General features: G+C 59.8%; 13 protein-coding genes. 8 read left to right on the top strand and 5 right to left on the bottom strand.

Going from position 1 to position 13,493, the window contains the following annotated elements:
• Positions 1-100: 100 nt before the first annotated feature.
• The 3 genes from Q1A75_RS16265 to Q1A75_RS16255 all read left to right on the top strand — a co-directional run bounded on the left by Q1A75_RS16265 (position 101) and on the right by Q1A75_RS16255 (position 2,873).
• A complete protein-coding gene (locus Q1A75_RS16265) occupies positions 101-919 on the top strand; it encodes a sulfotransferase family protein (protein WP_299552548.1) in 819 nt (272 codons plus the stop codon).
• Positions 920-1,042: 123 nt separating this feature from the next.
• Positions 1,043-1,426 carry a hypothetical protein gene (locus Q1A75_RS16260; RefSeq protein WP_299552550.1) on the top strand — a complete coding sequence of 128 codons (384 nt, stop codon included), beginning with the start codon at positions 1,043-1,045 and terminating at the stop codon, positions 1,424-1,426.
• Positions 1,427-1,469: 43 nt separating this feature from the next.
• On the top strand, positions 1,470-2,873 hold the full coding sequence (locus Q1A75_RS16255) for a PepSY domain-containing protein (protein WP_299552552.1): 1,404 nt from the start codon (positions 1,470-1,472) through the stop codon (positions 2,871-2,873).
• 50 nt (positions 2,874-2,923) lie between these two features.
• On the opposite strand, the gene Q1A75_RS16250 is transcribed toward Q1A75_RS16255, so the two are convergent.
• On the bottom strand, positions 2,924-3,595 hold the full coding sequence (locus Q1A75_RS16250) for an SGNH/GDSL hydrolase family protein (RefSeq protein ID WP_299552554.1): 672 nt from the start codon (positions 3,593-3,595) through the stop codon (positions 2,924-2,926).
• Positions 3,596-3,709: 114 nt separating this feature from the next.
• On the opposite strand from Q1A75_RS16250, the gene smpB reads away from it, so the two are divergent.
• The 4 genes from smpB to Q1A75_RS16230 all read left to right on the top strand — a co-directional run bounded on the left by smpB (position 3,710) and on the right by Q1A75_RS16230 (position 6,710).
• Positions 3,710-4,186: an SsrA-binding protein SmpB gene (smpB, locus tag Q1A75_RS16245; RefSeq protein WP_299207814.1), complete on the top strand. Its 477-nt coding sequence runs from the start codon at positions 3,710-3,712 to the stop codon at positions 4,184-4,186.
• Between the two features lie 145 nt (positions 4,187-4,331).
• Positions 4,332-4,601 carry a hypothetical protein gene (locus Q1A75_RS16240; RefSeq protein WP_299552556.1) on the top strand — a complete coding sequence of 90 codons (270 nt, stop codon included), beginning with the start codon at positions 4,332-4,334 and terminating at the stop codon, positions 4,599-4,601.
• 73 nt (positions 4,602-4,674) lie between these two features.
• The gene (sseA, locus tag Q1A75_RS16235; RefSeq protein ID WP_299552558.1) at positions 4,675-5,529 is read left to right on the top strand and encodes a 3-mercaptopyruvate sulfurtransferase; all 855 of its coding nucleotides are present in this window, start codon (positions 4,675-4,677) and stop codon (positions 5,527-5,529) included.
• On the top strand, positions 5,529-6,710 hold the full coding sequence (locus Q1A75_RS16230) for an amino acid aminotransferase (RefSeq protein ID WP_299552560.1): 1,182 nt from the start codon (positions 5,529-5,531) through the stop codon (positions 6,708-6,710). Before sseA ends, Q1A75_RS16230 begins: the two co-directional genes overlap by 1 nt.
• 288 nt (positions 6,711-6,998) lie before the next feature.
• On the opposite strand, the gene Q1A75_RS16225 is transcribed toward Q1A75_RS16230, so the two are convergent.
• The 4 genes from Q1A75_RS16225 to Q1A75_RS16210 all read right to left on the bottom strand — a co-directional run bounded on the left by Q1A75_RS16225 (position 6,999) and on the right by Q1A75_RS16210 (position 10,973).
• A complete protein-coding gene (locus tag Q1A75_RS16225) occupies positions 6,999-7,475 on the bottom strand; it encodes a DUF2269 domain-containing protein (RefSeq protein WP_299552562.1) in 477 nt (158 codons plus the stop codon).
• Complete coding sequence (locus Q1A75_RS16220; protein WP_299552564.1) at positions 7,475-8,794, bottom strand: SDR family oxidoreductase; 1,320 nt, start codon at positions 8,792-8,794, stop codon at positions 7,475-7,477. The genes Q1A75_RS16225 and Q1A75_RS16220 overlap by 1 nt, the downstream gene beginning before the upstream one ends.
• Before the next feature lie 498 nt (positions 8,795-9,292).
• Positions 9,293-10,606 carry an ammonium transporter gene (locus Q1A75_RS16215; RefSeq protein WP_299552566.1) on the bottom strand — a complete coding sequence of 438 codons (1,314 nt, stop codon included), beginning with the start codon at positions 10,604-10,606 and terminating at the stop codon, positions 9,293-9,295.
• Positions 10,607-10,634: 28 nt separating this feature from the next.
• A complete protein-coding gene (locus tag Q1A75_RS16210; protein ID WP_299207794.1) occupies positions 10,635-10,973 on the bottom strand; it encodes a P-II family nitrogen regulator in 339 nt (112 codons plus the stop codon).
• A gap of 251 nt (positions 10,974-11,224) precedes the next feature.
• Between Q1A75_RS16210 and Q1A75_RS16205 the strand changes: the two genes are divergently transcribed.
• Positions 11,225-13,384, top strand: a complete 2,160-nt coding sequence (locus Q1A75_RS16205; protein ID WP_299552568.1) for a PBP1A family penicillin-binding protein — start codon at positions 11,225-11,227, stop codon at positions 13,382-13,384.
• Positions 13,385-13,493 lie beyond the last annotated feature (109 nt).

Genomic DNA, 13,493 nt, shown 5'->3' with positions numbered 1-13,493 from the left:
TAGATAAAGCTAAGGAGAGATTGAATAAACAGGATTTCTTTGCTTTTTTGCGCGACAACGCGAGAGGCAAGGATCGCAGCAAGTAAAAAGGGCAAGTTGTATGGGGTTTCCAGGTACCTGGATGACAGAGAGTGAAAGCGTGGTCTACCGCGTGGTGCCAAAGTGCGCCTGCTCAACAATCGGGCAGATCATGTTCTATTCCGATCATGGCGAATTCTACGATGGCGACATCCACGATGCGCAGGGCGGCATGCACAAATGGGCGCTTGAGGCCAGCCAACCGATGATCACCGACAACGTGAAAACCCATGGGTCCTATGCCTTTACATGTGTGCGCAACCCTTACACGCGCATCCTGTCGTCCTTTTTCGACAAGATCTGCGGCATCCAGCGCAACGGCAAACGGTATCGGGGCAACCTCGTACCGCTTCTGATCCAGAAATACGGGATCGACGTCGGTGGTGATGACGGCAAACAGGACTTCGACCAGATCAAGTCGTTCCGCCGCTTCCTGCTGTTTGCGCGCGACACCATCCGTTGGCGTCGCCCGATGGAGCCTGACATTCACTGGTCCGCCATGTCGGGCCACGTCAGCACGTTCATCGTAAACGGCGGGACGTATGACAAGATCATCTGGACCGAAAAGTTCAATGAGGGGATGGAGCAGGTGATGCAGGCTGTCGAAACACCGCACGGTGTCGATATCGCCGACATTCCCCGCTTCAACGAAAGTGAAGGACACGGCCCCAAGCGCGCCCACCCGGTCGAAGACTACTTCGATGACATGTCGATGCACCTCGTCTACGAAATCTACAAACGCGATTTCGAGGTCTTCAAGTACGATTTCGAAGATCCGTCGAACAAGATGCCTGTTGGCGAGATTGACCTCGATGAGGTGCATAAGAAGCTTGGCGACTGATAGGGGCCTGGCCACACACCCCTGTTCGAAACACAAGCGTTGATATGCTGATTTGTGTTCATCGCCGCGGCTGCGACAGTTTTGCGTGTAGGCTTTGAACAGATCGATCGATAGAGGATGTGCATGCCCGCGCGCCCCTCATATAGCCTGTTCTCAGCGGCCAGGGCTGGTTTGCGCGCCGCGTTTACGCTGCTCTTCACGCTGTTTTCGTTGATCGCCCCCGGCGCCATGCCGCAGGCGCAGGCGGGCACAATCACCATGGTGATCTGCACCGGGTTGGATACGGCAACCATCACGCTCGATGCAGATGGCAACCCGGCTGACGCACAGCACCAGCTCTGCGACTGGGCCGGTCAGGTTACGCTCGACCGTGCACCTGCCATCGACTTCCCGGCGCAGGCGGCCCACATCTCGGCCTTTGCCCCCAAACTCACCCGCGCGTCGCAAGCGCTTGCGCAGCTTCGTCCGGACAGCACCCGACCAAGGGGACCACCGACACTGCTCTGACAGACCCAATCCAAAACATTGATCTGACAGAGGAAGTTTCCCAATGGTCTCTATCGACCCAACCCAGACGCCTGCACAGGCGCAAGACGCAACCGCGTCCTCCAAGCTTTATCGCGCCGCATGGCGCTGGCATTTCTATGCCGGTCTCTACGTCATTCCCTTCTTTGCGATGCTCGCGATCACCGGCATGGCGATGCTCTGGATCGCCTTCATTGACGGGCGCGACGGCGACCGCATCCCCGTGGTCCCGCAAGAGGCAGCGCTGGCCGTCTCCGAACAGGCCAAGGCCGCCATTGCCGCGATCCCGGATGGAGAGTTGCGCCAATACGTGGCCCCACGCAGTGACGACCGCGCTGCAATTTTTCGCGTGGACGCCGAAGGCGCAGCCACCATGGTGGCCATCGACCCCTATAGCGGGGCAGTGCTCGAAACCTTCCCCCGCCGCTCGGGCTGGTACGACTTTGCCGACAATGTGCATGGCACTTTGCTTTTGGGCGTCACTGGCGACCGCATGATCGAGGTCGCCGCCTCGCTCGGCATGGTGCTGATCGCCACCGGCCTCTACATGTGGTGGCCCCGTGGCGCGGGCTGGCGCACGGCGCTTGTCCCATCCTTCGGGCGCGGACGGGCCACCTGGAAATCCCTGCACGGCGTCTTTGGCATCTGGATCTCGGTGTTTCTCGTGTTCTTCCTGATCTCCGGCCTCGCCTGGGCGGGCATCTGGGGCGAAAAGATGGTCCAGGCCTGGAGCCAGTTCCCGGCCGAGAAATGGGACAACGTGCCCTTGTCGGACGACATCCACGCCTCCATGAACCATGGTCCCAAGGAAGTGCCTTGGGCGTTGGAGCAAACACCCATGCCCGCCTCCGGCAGCAGCGCGGGGATCACGGGAATGCCCGAAGGGACGCCCGTGACACTCGACACAGTGGACATGCTGGCCCGCCAGATCGGGTTCGACGCGCGGTATCAGCTGAACCTGCCAAGCGGTGCGGATGGTGTCTGGACCCTGTCGCGCGACAGCATGAGCAATGACAGCGAAAACCCCATGGCGGACCGGACCACGCATATCGACCAGTACACCGGCAAAATCCTCGCCGATGTGCAGTTCGCCGACTACTCGCTGGCGGGCAAGGCCATGGCCGTGGGCATCGCTCTGCACATGGGCACGCTGGGCCTGTGGAGCGTGCTGGCCAACACCCTGATCTGCTTGTCCGTCCTGCTTTTGTGTGTCTCGGGCGTGGTGATGTGGTGGAAACGGCGACCCGGCGGGCTACGACTGGCGGCACCCGCGCTGCCACGCGATATGCCGCTTTGGCAGGGGGCCGTGCTTGTGGGGCTTGCCATCTCGCTGGCCTTTCCGATGGCCGGGATCACGCTGTTGACGGTTCTGGCGCTCGACTGGTTGATCCTGTCGCGCATTCCGGCACTGAAGCAGGTGTTTTCCTGATCCATCGCGCCCGCCCTGGACCGCCGGGGCGGACGTACGACACGTGCGCCTTACCGCATGGCTGCGGCAATCCGGGCCGCAATCGCTGCGCTGCCCTTGGGGGAGGGATGAATGCGGTCCGCTGCGTGAAAGCTCAGATCGCCATGGGGCACCAGATCCGCGATCGAGACAAAGGTGATGCCCGCGTCCCCCTCTGCCATCCGGGCCAGCCGCGCCTCGTAGGCGTCGCCGATGTCGCGGCAGTGATCGATCATCGACGGTTGGCCGGGTGTCCGCAGGTAGCCGACATAGATCACCCGCGCGCCATCGGCCCGCGCCCGACGCACCATATCCACCACGGTGCCGCTCTTGCCGTCCGCACTGATCAGCCTGTTCAGCTGGGCGTCGCATTTGCGGCACCCGCAGCCCAGCCACAGGTCATTGCCGCCGCCATTCATGACCGCCCAGTCCCAGCGACCGGCGGCGTATTGGCTGCCGATCCGCAGGCCCAGGCTACCGCTGATAGGCAGTACATAGTGATAACGTGCGCCCGCGACGGACCGATCCACAACCGTGGCGCTCAACCGCTTTTCGAGTGCATCTACGACGGATCGGTTGGATGCTGCGTTCCATGCCAGCAGACTGTCGCCCGTGGCGATGATCCGGGCCGCACCCGAGGATGGAACCGGCTCCGCACAGCCCAACAGGGCGGCAAGTGCCACCAACACCATCCAGACCCGCATACCAATTCTCCGTTTCTTTCCCCGCCGCGAAGCTTATTCGCCCAAATCCCAAGATTCCATGAACTCCTGCAGAGCCCTTGCCTGCACCCGGCCAACCCCCTACATCCATCGCCCATGGCTCAAGGTAAATCAGACCCCAATTACAAGGTGGCCGCCGAAAATCGGCGGGCCCGCTTTGACTACGCGATCGAGGATGATCTCGAATGCGGCATCGTGCTTGAAGGGTCCGAGGTCAAGTCCCTGCGCGCCGGTGGCGCCAACATTGCCGAAAGCTATGCCCATGTGGACAATGGGGAATTGTGGCTGATCAACAGCTATATCGCGCCCTATGACCAGGCCAAATCGTTCAAGCACGAAGAACGCCGCCCCCGCAAGCTGCTGGTCAGCCGCAAGGAGTTGTCGAACCTCTGGAACGCCACGCAGCGTAAGGGGATGACGCTGGTGCCCATCGTGCTCTACTTCAACCACAAGGGCCGGGCGAAGCTGAAGATCGGCATCGCCAAGGGCAAGAAGCTGCACGACAAGCGGGACACCTCGGCCAAGCGTGACTGGAATCGCCAGAAGCAGCGCCTGCTCAAAGAACGCGGCTAACCCCGTACGCATCCGTGCAGATATGGGAAAACGGGCTGCGCTTTCCCCTGATATGACCATGCCCAACAGCGCTATTGCCGTGCCGCCGATGCGCAACGGGGGCGCGGGTCGGATCGGAATACGGCCCCGGAAGGGAAGGGAACACATGGAACTCATTATTGGCCTGCTGGCTGGTGCGGTCGGCGGCAATGCCGCAGGCGGGATGCTCAAAAATCTCAATCAGGGGGTTCTGGTCAACTCGCTCAGCGGCATCGTCGGCGGTGGGATTGGCGGCACGGTTCTGTCAATGCTCGGCGGCGATGCTGGTGCTGGTACGGATCTGACGGGCATCCTGCAACAAGTCGCGGGCGGCGGCATTGGGGGCGGCGCTGTTCTGGCCCTCGTCGGGGCGGTGCGCCAGCAACTTGGCAGGTAGCGCGCAGCCCTTGCCATTCTGGTCCCTCCGGCGTTAGTCAAAGGCGTTTTTGACCGCCCGGAGGGACTCACCCATGTCTGACGATCCAAAGACGCTTGTATCGACCGATTGGTTGGCAGCGCATCTCAAGGATCCCGACCTGCGGGTGCTGGATGCGTCGTGGTATCTGCCGGATGCAGGTCGCGACGCCCGGGCCGAATACGAGGCGGCCCACATCCCCGGCGCGCGCTTCTTCGACATTGACGAAATCAGCGACGCCCGCTCGGACCTGCCGCATATGGCCCCTCCGCCGGAAAAGTTCATGTCGCGCATGCGGGCCATGGGCGTGGGCGACGGGCACCAGGTCGTTGTCTATGACGGGGCCGGGCTGCTGAGCGCGGCGCGGGTCTGGTGGTTGTTCCGGCTGATGGGGCATCGCGATGTGGCTGTGCTGGATGGCGGTTTGCCGAAATGGCAGGCCGACGGCCACCCGATCGAAGACATCGGCCCCGTCATCAAGGACCGGCACCTGACCGCGCGGTTCCAGAACCACCTTGTGCGGGATGTCACGCAGGTCAGCCAGGCGTCCAAGCTGGGCTCCACGCAGGTCGTGGATGCCCGAGCGGTGGGACGGTTTCGGGGCGAAGCGCCAGAACCGCGCGAAGGCATGCGGCCTGGACATGTCCCCGGGTCACGCAACGTGCCCTATGACACGCTGCTCAACGACGACAAGACACTGAAATCCCCCACCGAAACACGTGCCGTTTTTGAAAACGCGGGCGTTGATCTGAGCAAACCTATCATCACCACCTGCGGCTCCGGGATCACCGCAGCCATCCTCGCCCTCGCGCTCGAGCGTATGGGGCATGACAGTTGGTCCCTCTATGACGGAAGCTGGGCCGAATGGGGCATGTCGCCCATGGTCCCCGTCGCAACCGGAGACGCCTGATGTTTGAACACCTCACTGCGCAGAAACCCGACGGCATCCTGATGCTGATGCAGATGTATCGCGAGGATCCGCGCGACGCCAAGGTCGACCTTGGCGTCGGCGTCTACAAGGACGCGACGGGAAACACGCCTGTGATGCGCGCGATCAAGGCGGCCGAGCAAAAGCTGTGGGAGGTCGAAGACACCAAAAGCTATGTCGGCCTCGCCGGTGCGCCCGATTTCAACGACGCCATGGTCAACCTCGTGCTGGGCACCACCGTGCCGCGCAGCTCGGTCAACTCGGTCGCAACCCCCGGCGGGACGGGTGCCGTGCGCCAGGCGTTTGAACTGATCCGCATGGCCAATGCGGACGCACGTATCTTCGTGTCGAACCCGACCTGGCCGAACCACCTGTCCATCCTTGATTATCTCGGGATGGAAACGGTGATGTACCGCTACTTTGACGACGAAACACGCGGTGTCGACTTCGACGGTATGATCGCGGACCTCAAAACTGCGAAAAAGGGCGACGTGATCCTGCTGCACGGCTGCTGCCACAACCCGACCGGCGCCAACCTGACCGGCCCGCAATGGGATGAGGTGATCAAGGTCCTGCAAGACACCGGCGCGACCCCGATGATCGATATCGCCTACCAGGGGTTTGGCGACGGTCTGGATGTGGACGCAGCCGGTACACGCGCTGTTGCAGCGGCTGTACCCGAATGCTTGATCGCGGCCAGCTGTTCCAAGAACTTCGGGATCTACCGCGAACGCACGGGCATCCTGATGCTGGTCGCAAACGGCACGGACAAGGCGATTGCCCAAGGCACGCTGAGCTTCCTCAACCGTCAGAACTACAGCTTCCCGCCCGACCACGGCGCACGTCTGGTGACGATGATCCTGAACGACGACGCCCTGCGCACCGACTGGATGACGGAACTCGAAGACATGCGCCTCGGGATGCTGGCCTTGCGCGAACAACTCGCCAAAGAGCTTGAGACCCGCTCCGGCTCGAACCGCTTCGGCTTTCTCGCCCAGCACCGCGGCATGTTCTCACGCCTTGGCGCGTCGCCCGAACTGGTGGTCAAGATGCGCGAAGAGTCAGGTATCTACATGGTTGGCGACAGCCGCATGAACATCGCGGGGCTGAACGCCGAAACGGTGCCGATCCTCGCCGAAGCCATCGTCAAAGCCGGGGTCTGAGGCGGGGGCAAACAGGCCAACACAAAGGCGCATGATCTGACGACGCCGCGGAACGGGCCTGCTGTGCTGGGCCCGTTTTCGACAAAAGCCCGCGTTTTCCCGCAACGTGTTTCTATACTGCGTCCACACGCCTGAATTTGAACGCTGCATCGGCGGCAAGACAGTTCTGCGGTGGTGCCGCTTTGCAGGAGAAGTGAGCTTTCGCTGTGTCCGCACAAATGGCTGCTTCGGAAAAGCTGACTCCTCTTCTAGTAAACGGAGCAATTCACTGATTGTCGGAACTATGAGTCAAAAAGTGATCAACGGTCGGGTCACCATCAACCAGAGCAAGACAAGTATTGCTGAAAACGCCGGAACACCGCATGCAAACCAAATCAGATAGAGACGATGGTATCGCTGCGATAGGGGAATAGCCTGCCGAACCGAAATCCGTGCTTCATCTCTCATCTTTGCCTGTATGTAGACCACGGGTAGCCAGAAAAGACCGATAAACACATAAAGAGCCAAAGAAACGACCAGCCACCCTTCGGTGAAGCTCCAGCCCAAGTGCCGCATCAAGAGATAGCCGGTGATGGGTTGCGCAATGGCGGCGGTGGTCGTGAAAAGCATATCCGCAACAACAACAACGGATGCCGTGTTGGCAATAAAAGACGGGTCCGCGATGCGGTGCGCCATCAGCATGAAGAACGCAATTCCAGTCCCAGTGCCGATCAAGACACAAGCGCCAAGAACATGCGCGACCCGAATAAGGTCAATCCATTCCATCAACGCGTGTCCAGCGTCGCCCGCGCCACAAGGGCAAGGACAATTGCGGGCACTACCTTAACCAATGGGCCAAGTGGATCGGCCCAAAGAGATGGGACGGTAAAGGTGGACGCAAAAAGATAAAAGACACTCACCCCGACAGCCGCCCAGCACGCCATTTTTGCGGATTTTCTAAAGGCGAATGCAACTCCGACTGCGATATCAACCACCGCCCAAAAGAGCACGCTGGTCATTGCCAGCCCGGCAGACCAGCCAACACTCTGCAGAACCTTTGCAGCCTCTTTTAATCGCACGACCCCAATGATCCCCGAAGTCAGCCAGAACAGGCTGAGGCAGAATAAAATTATCGGGAAAAGCAAGGCCATACGCGCAAACAAGCGGTCTTGTGCCCCCACTGGGAAGTTGCTCAAAGTCTGCTTCAGTGAACGGGGAGGAGACAAACCGAACTTGCTAAGGTCGGTGGGGGTACCGCAAACGCCCTCAGACAGGACTTTCACGGAGGTCGAACGCATTGGAGAGCGCCAACCAAACCGCGACAACGCATCGGCAAGCTTCGATACCACGGCGACACCAAATGCCGGCACAACGAATTCAAACCGCGCGGGACGAAACCCAAGCCAATTTCGTATCTGGGCGATAATTTCGCGCAACGTGTGCGTTTCGGATTCTACCAAATCCGCCTCAAATCCATATGGAAGCTCGCCCTTTATCGCGGCTGCGACGGCATCTGCGACGTGATCAAGGGCAACTGTCTGAATCTTGGCATTCGGTGTGGCAAGTGGCTGAAATCCGAGGAAAGCGGCAAGCATACGAAGCAGTGTCGTTCCGCCGTAAGCATTTGATGCCAGGACAAGGCCTGGACGGAAGATATGCCATTTCCCCATTAATGCTCGGATCGAGGCGTCCCCACGACCCTTGGATGCCAGAAAGTGCGTTGATGCATCCGTTGTGGCGCCAACTGCCGAAATCTGAATGAGAGCCACATCTTTAGCTTTGCATGCCTTTGCAAGAGCTGTGACGGCGTGATGATGGATCGCTTCGAGATCATCATCTGGGCCATCTTGCAGTGCACCTGAACAGTTCACCACCGTTGAAAATTCATCCAGAATGGCGTCCCACGAATCCTCGCCGCAAAGCATCCGCATGTCACGCTCTATCCAAGGAACACCGGCCAAAACACGCCGTGCTGTTTGAACATTTCGGCCGAGGCCTGTGACACTGTATCCGTCCGCAATCAACCTCATCGAGACCCCATGTCCGATGAGACCGTAAGCGCCGATGATGAGGACGTTGTGCGTAGGATTTTTGTCCGTGAGCATTCTATGCTTTCAAAGCCAGTGCGTAGCATTGCCGACATTAGCTGCGGCGCAGAAACCCATCAAGTGGGGCTCACAACTGCCCCCCCAAAACCGGTTCCCCGAATTGTAACCCAGACATGCTGTTCCGGTAGCACGGGCATGAGTGGCTCAAGCGCATCGACCCACAGTGTTCCCCAGTTGTCCCTTAATCACTCGTAAACGCCGCACAAATTTCAGGCGAAAACCGTTGCGTTAACTCCGCCCCTGTCGTGCCCCGGGTCATTTTGTGCAGTTTCGGCCTCAAAATGCGCAGTTTCCAGATTTTACACCGAAATCCACCCAAATCGCGCACTGCAAAACACGTAGTTTCAGTCTGAAAATGTGCAGTTTTGACAGGGCGAACGCCCACCGAAGGGGCACGCGCGACCTCGGTTAACGCCTCGTACGCACCCTTCACAAATGAAAAAGACCGGGCGCGAACGCCCGGTCAGTCGGTTCTCTAACTGAGAGGAAGGAGTCTCAGCCTTTCGAGAAATCCGGATAGGCTTCCATGCCCAGTTCCGACATGTCGAGGCCGTTGATCTCTTCCTCTTCGCCGACACGGATACCGATGACTGCCTTGAGGATTAACCAAACGATCAGCGATGCAACGAAGGTGAACACACCGTAAGCGATGATACCCAGCAGCTGCGTGCCAAGGTTCGCGTCACTGTTGTAGAACACAACGGCGATGGTGCCCCAGATACCGGCAAACAGGTGAACCGGGATCGCGCCAACTACGTCGTCGATCTTGAACTTGTCCAGAAGAGGCACGGTAAAGACCACGATCACACCACCGATGGCACCGATCCACAGTGCACCGAACAGCGTTGGTGCAAGCGGTTCTGCCGTGATGGACACAAGGCCCGCCAGCGCGCCGTTCAGCACCATGGTCAGGTCAGGTTTCTTGTACAGAACCTGCGTTAGGATCAGGGCAGTCACAGCACCGGCAGCGGCGGCCATATTGGTGTTGGCAAAGATGCGGGACACGTCGGAAACGTCACCCACGGTGCCCATGGCCAGTTGCGAACCACCGTTGAAACCGAACCAACCCAGCCACAGGATGAACGTCCCCAAAGTGGCAAGGGCGAGGTTCGAACCGGGCATCGGATTGACTTTGCCGTCCTTGTACTTGCCCAAGCGTGGACCCAGCACGATGGCGCCAGCCAGAGCGGCCCAACCACCCACGGAGTGCACAACAGTCGAGCCGGCAAAGTCTTGGAAACCCGCAGCGTCAAGCCAACCAGCGCCCCATTTCCAGGAACCGGAGATCGGGTACATAAACCCTGTCAAAACAACGACAAAGATCAGGAAGGGCCACAATTTGATGCGTTCGGCCAAGACACCAGAGACGATGGATGCAGTGGCTGCGACAAACACCAGTTGAAAGAAGAAGTCGGAGCCGATGGACGCGTAATCCAGCGCGGCGTCCGCCGCCGCGACGCCCACGGGGTCAAGGACAGTCTGTCCACCGATGGCGAAGTAGCCGTTGAATTCGCCAGGATACATCGTGTTGAAGCCGACGAGCCAGTACATGATGGCTGCAATCGAGAACAAGCCGATGTTCTTGGTCATCTGCATGGTCACGTTCTTGGACCGCACCAGGCCGCCTTCCAGCATGGCAAAACCTGCGGCCATGAAGAAGACAAGGAAACCCGCCATGCAGAAAAGCAGAGTGGTCATGATGTAGGGGCCGATTTCATCAAAGCCCGGGGCAGCAGCGTCTTGCGCCAATGCCAGCGTCGGCAAGGCTGTCAGCGCCGTACCAACAATAAGAGATTTCGTGAGTTTCATTGTCCGTGTTTTCCCTATGCTGGAGCGCTCAGATGGCGTCTTCGTTCGTTTCGCCGGTGCGCACTCGCACGGCCTGCTGGACATCAAGAACAAAGATCTTGCCGTCCCCGATCTTGCCCGTCTGGGCGGTTTTGGTGATGGTCTCGACGATCTGGTCAGCCATGGCGGCGGCGACCACGATCTCGATCTTGACCTTGGGCACGAAGTTCACCGCGTATTCGGCACCGCGATAGATTTCCGTGTGGCCCGATTGCGAACCGAAGCCCTTGATTTCCGTAACCATCATGCCGCGCACACCGGCTTCGGTCAGCGCTTCGCGAACCTCTTCCAGCTTGAACGGCTTGATCGTAGCAATGATGAGTTTCACCACATGTCCCCTTTGATTGGCAGGTTGCCCTGCGATATGCGGGGAAGAGAGAGCATCGAGTGGACAGGGCAAAGATTTCGGCAGAGTAAAGCCTGCGCGCGGCGCCGTGTTGTGCATAAAAAATGCGCAATCTCTCGCAGATGCTTAAAAATTAGACAGTAAGGAATCCCGTACCTCTGTCATCAGGGGCGTGGCAAAGCGGATGAAACGGGATACACTACCGGAAACATAAGGCCGGGCAGGGGTCAAGAATGAGTGATTCAAGAAAGGGCAAACGCCCTTTGGTGGCTGATCGCCGCTATCCAAAAAAAGCAACCAAAAAGCCGGTGCGAAAAGCGCCTACCAAACGCCGCAAAGCTGCGCCCAAGAAACCGCAACGCAATATATTTGTCCGCTTGTTTCGCTGGGTGATGCGCCTGATATGTTGGGTTACGTGGCGCGTCGGGTTGACGGTCACCGCAGCTGTCGCACTGGCTGTTGGCTATTTCTGGACCACGCTGCCGGATGTGAATGAACTGCTGGATGGACGGGCACGCGGCTCGGTCACATTGCTGGATCGTGAAGGCGACCGGTTTGCATGGCGCGGCGATCAATTCGGTGGTGCGGTCATGGCCGACACCGTGGCACCGGGCCTGAAAAACGCGGTAGTCGCGACCGAAGACAAGCGGTTCTACCGGCATTTCGGCGTCAGTCCGCGCGGCGTGGCCAGTGCTGTGCGCATTAACTTGCGCGAGGGGCGCGGCCCGCTGCAGGGCCACGGTGGTTCAACCATCACGCAGCAGACAGCCAAGTTATTGTGCCTTGGCGTCGAATACGAACCAAGCGAATGGGAGTCCGAAGCCGCCTATGTCGCTGATTGCCGCCGTGGCTCGCTCCAGCGCAAGGCCAAGGAAGCCATCTATGCCATGGCGATGGAGGCGAAGTACTCCAAGGACGAGATTCTGTCGATTTACCTCAACCGCGCCTATATGGGCGGCGGAGCCTATGGGACCGAGGCGGCAGCACAGCGGTATTTTGGAAAGTCCGCAACTGATCTGAACCCGTCCGAAGGAGCGATGATTGCCGGGCTTTTGACTGCGCCCTCGCGCATGGCTCCCACATCCAACCTGCAGCGCTCGCAAGAGCGTGCGGCAACAGTCCTGCGCCTGATGGGCGAACAAGGCTACCTTTCGGACGCCGAGGTTGCCAAGTGGCAACAGACCCCGGCGAACCTGTCACCCGCAGCACGGCGCAAGGCCGGTGGCTATTTTGCGGATTGGGTCATGTCCACCGGCCCGGAATTCTTCACACGCAACACGACCGAAGACGTCATCATCCGCACCACGCTTGATCAACGTCTGCAAACCGCTGCCGAAGACGCGCTGAAAGAGGTGTTCGAAACCAAGGTTCGCGAAGGGTCCAAGGCCCAGGCCGCCATCGTGGTGATGAGCGCGGATGGCGCTGTCCGTGCCATGGTCGGCGGGCGCGAAACGCGGGTTGCGGGCGTCTTCAACCGTGCGATCCAGGCGCAACGGCAAACCGGGTCGGCCTTCAAACCCTTCGTCTATGCGGTGGCGCTGGAACTGGGATACTCCCCGCTCGACTTTGTGGATGACGAGCCTTTGACCCTCGACATCCCCGGGTCCGGCCGCTGGTCTCCGCGCAACTATACGAACACCTATTCGGGCCGGGTTACGCTGACCAAGGCGCTGGCAGAATCGCTGAACATTCCGGCCGTCAAAGTATCTGAAAGCGTGGGCCGCGATCTGGTCCGCCGCGTGGCGACCGATTTCGGCATCGATGGCGACATGGCAGATGGCCCAGCATTGGCACTTGGTGCGTCGGAAAGCACGCTTCTGGACATGACGGGAGCCTATGCCGGCATTCTGAACGGCGGATCCTCGGTCACGCCCTATGGCCTGATAGACCTGCGCCTGCAAGGGGATGACGAGCCTTTGATGGGCACGGGTGGCGGCATCGGCGAGCGTGTGATCCGGGAACAGGCAGCGCGAGAGCTGATCTGGATGATGGAAAAGGTCGTGAGCGAAGGCACCGGCGTGCGCGCGCAGTTCGGGGGTCGCGAAATCGCAGGCAAGACCGGAACCACCCAAGCGGCACGAGACGCCTGGTTTGTAGGTTTCACGGCAGACTACGTTGCCGGTGTCTGGATGGGCTATGACGACAATACACCTCTGACCGGGGTGACAGGGGGCGGGTTGCCTGCTGAGATCTGGCGGGAAACGATGCTCCGGATACATGAAGACGTGCCTGCGCGCCCCCTGCCGCTGCAAGTGCCGGAACGAGCAAAGCGGCAGGCTGCCCCGGCACCTGCACCACAACCTGCCCCGCGACAAAAGGAAGTGCCGCGCACGACCGAAGGTCTGATCGAAATGCTGGTGCGCGATATTCTGGGCGGTGGCCGGTCACGCTAAGACGACGAAGAGGCCTGAGGGCGGAAGTGAACAAAAAATACCATGCTGGACGGTGGCGCGGCTGACTGCTGCGATGTCGGAGTATTCCAATCATAGGAGTTTCCAGCAT

Source organism: uncultured Tateyamaria sp. (assembly GCF_947504105.1).
In the GTDB taxonomy this organism is placed as follows: domain Bacteria; phylum Pseudomonadota; class Alphaproteobacteria; order Rhodobacterales; family Rhodobacteraceae; genus Tateyamaria.
The sequence above is the reverse complement of the archived record's forward strand: the minus strand, read 5'-3'. Positions and strand labels throughout refer to the sequence as shown.

What these genes read in the sequence shown, in the direction of transcription:
- smpB (WP_299207814.1), top strand. Translation starts at nt 3,710, where the DNA reads ATGGCTCAAGGTAAATCAGACCCCAATTACAAGGTGGCCGCCGAAAAT.
- Q1A75_RS16230 (WP_299552560.1), top strand. Translation starts at nt 5,529, where the DNA reads ATGTTTGAACACCTCACTGCGCAGAAACCCGACGGCATCCTGATGCTG.
- Q1A75_RS16215 (WP_299552566.1), bottom strand. Translation starts at nt 10,606, where the DNA reads ATGAAACTCACGAAATCTCTTATTGTTGGTACGGCGCTGACAGCCTTG.
- Q1A75_RS16205 (WP_299552568.1), top strand. Translation starts at nt 11,225, where the DNA reads ATGAGTGATTCAAGAAAGGGCAAACGCCCTTTGGTGGCTGATCGCCGC.
- Q1A75_RS16220 (WP_299552564.1), bottom strand. Translation starts at nt 8,794, where the DNA reads ATGCTCACGGACAAAAATCCTACGCACAACGTCCTCATCATCGGCGCT.
- Q1A75_RS16260 (WP_299552550.1), top strand. Translation starts at nt 1,043, where the DNA reads ATGCCCGCGCGCCCCTCATATAGCCTGTTCTCAGCGGCCAGGGCTGGT.
- Q1A75_RS16240 (WP_299552556.1), top strand. Translation starts at nt 4,332, where the DNA reads ATGGAACTCATTATTGGCCTGCTGGCTGGTGCGGTCGGCGGCAATGCC.
- sseA (WP_299552558.1), top strand. Translation starts at nt 4,675, where the DNA reads ATGTCTGACGATCCAAAGACGCTTGTATCGACCGATTGGTTGGCAGCG.
- Q1A75_RS16225 (WP_299552562.1), bottom strand. Translation starts at nt 7,475, where the DNA reads ATGGAATGGATTGACCTTATTCGGGTCGCGCATGTTCTTGGCGCTTGT.
- Q1A75_RS16255 (WP_299552552.1), top strand. Translation starts at nt 1,470, where the DNA reads ATGGTCTCTATCGACCCAACCCAGACGCCTGCACAGGCGCAAGACGCA.
- Q1A75_RS16250 (WP_299552554.1), bottom strand. Translation starts at nt 3,595, where the DNA reads ATGCGGGTCTGGATGGTGTTGGTGGCACTTGCCGCCCTGTTGGGCTGT.
- Q1A75_RS16265 (WP_299552548.1), top strand. Translation starts at nt 101, where the DNA reads ATGGGGTTTCCAGGTACCTGGATGACAGAGAGTGAAAGCGTGGTCTAC.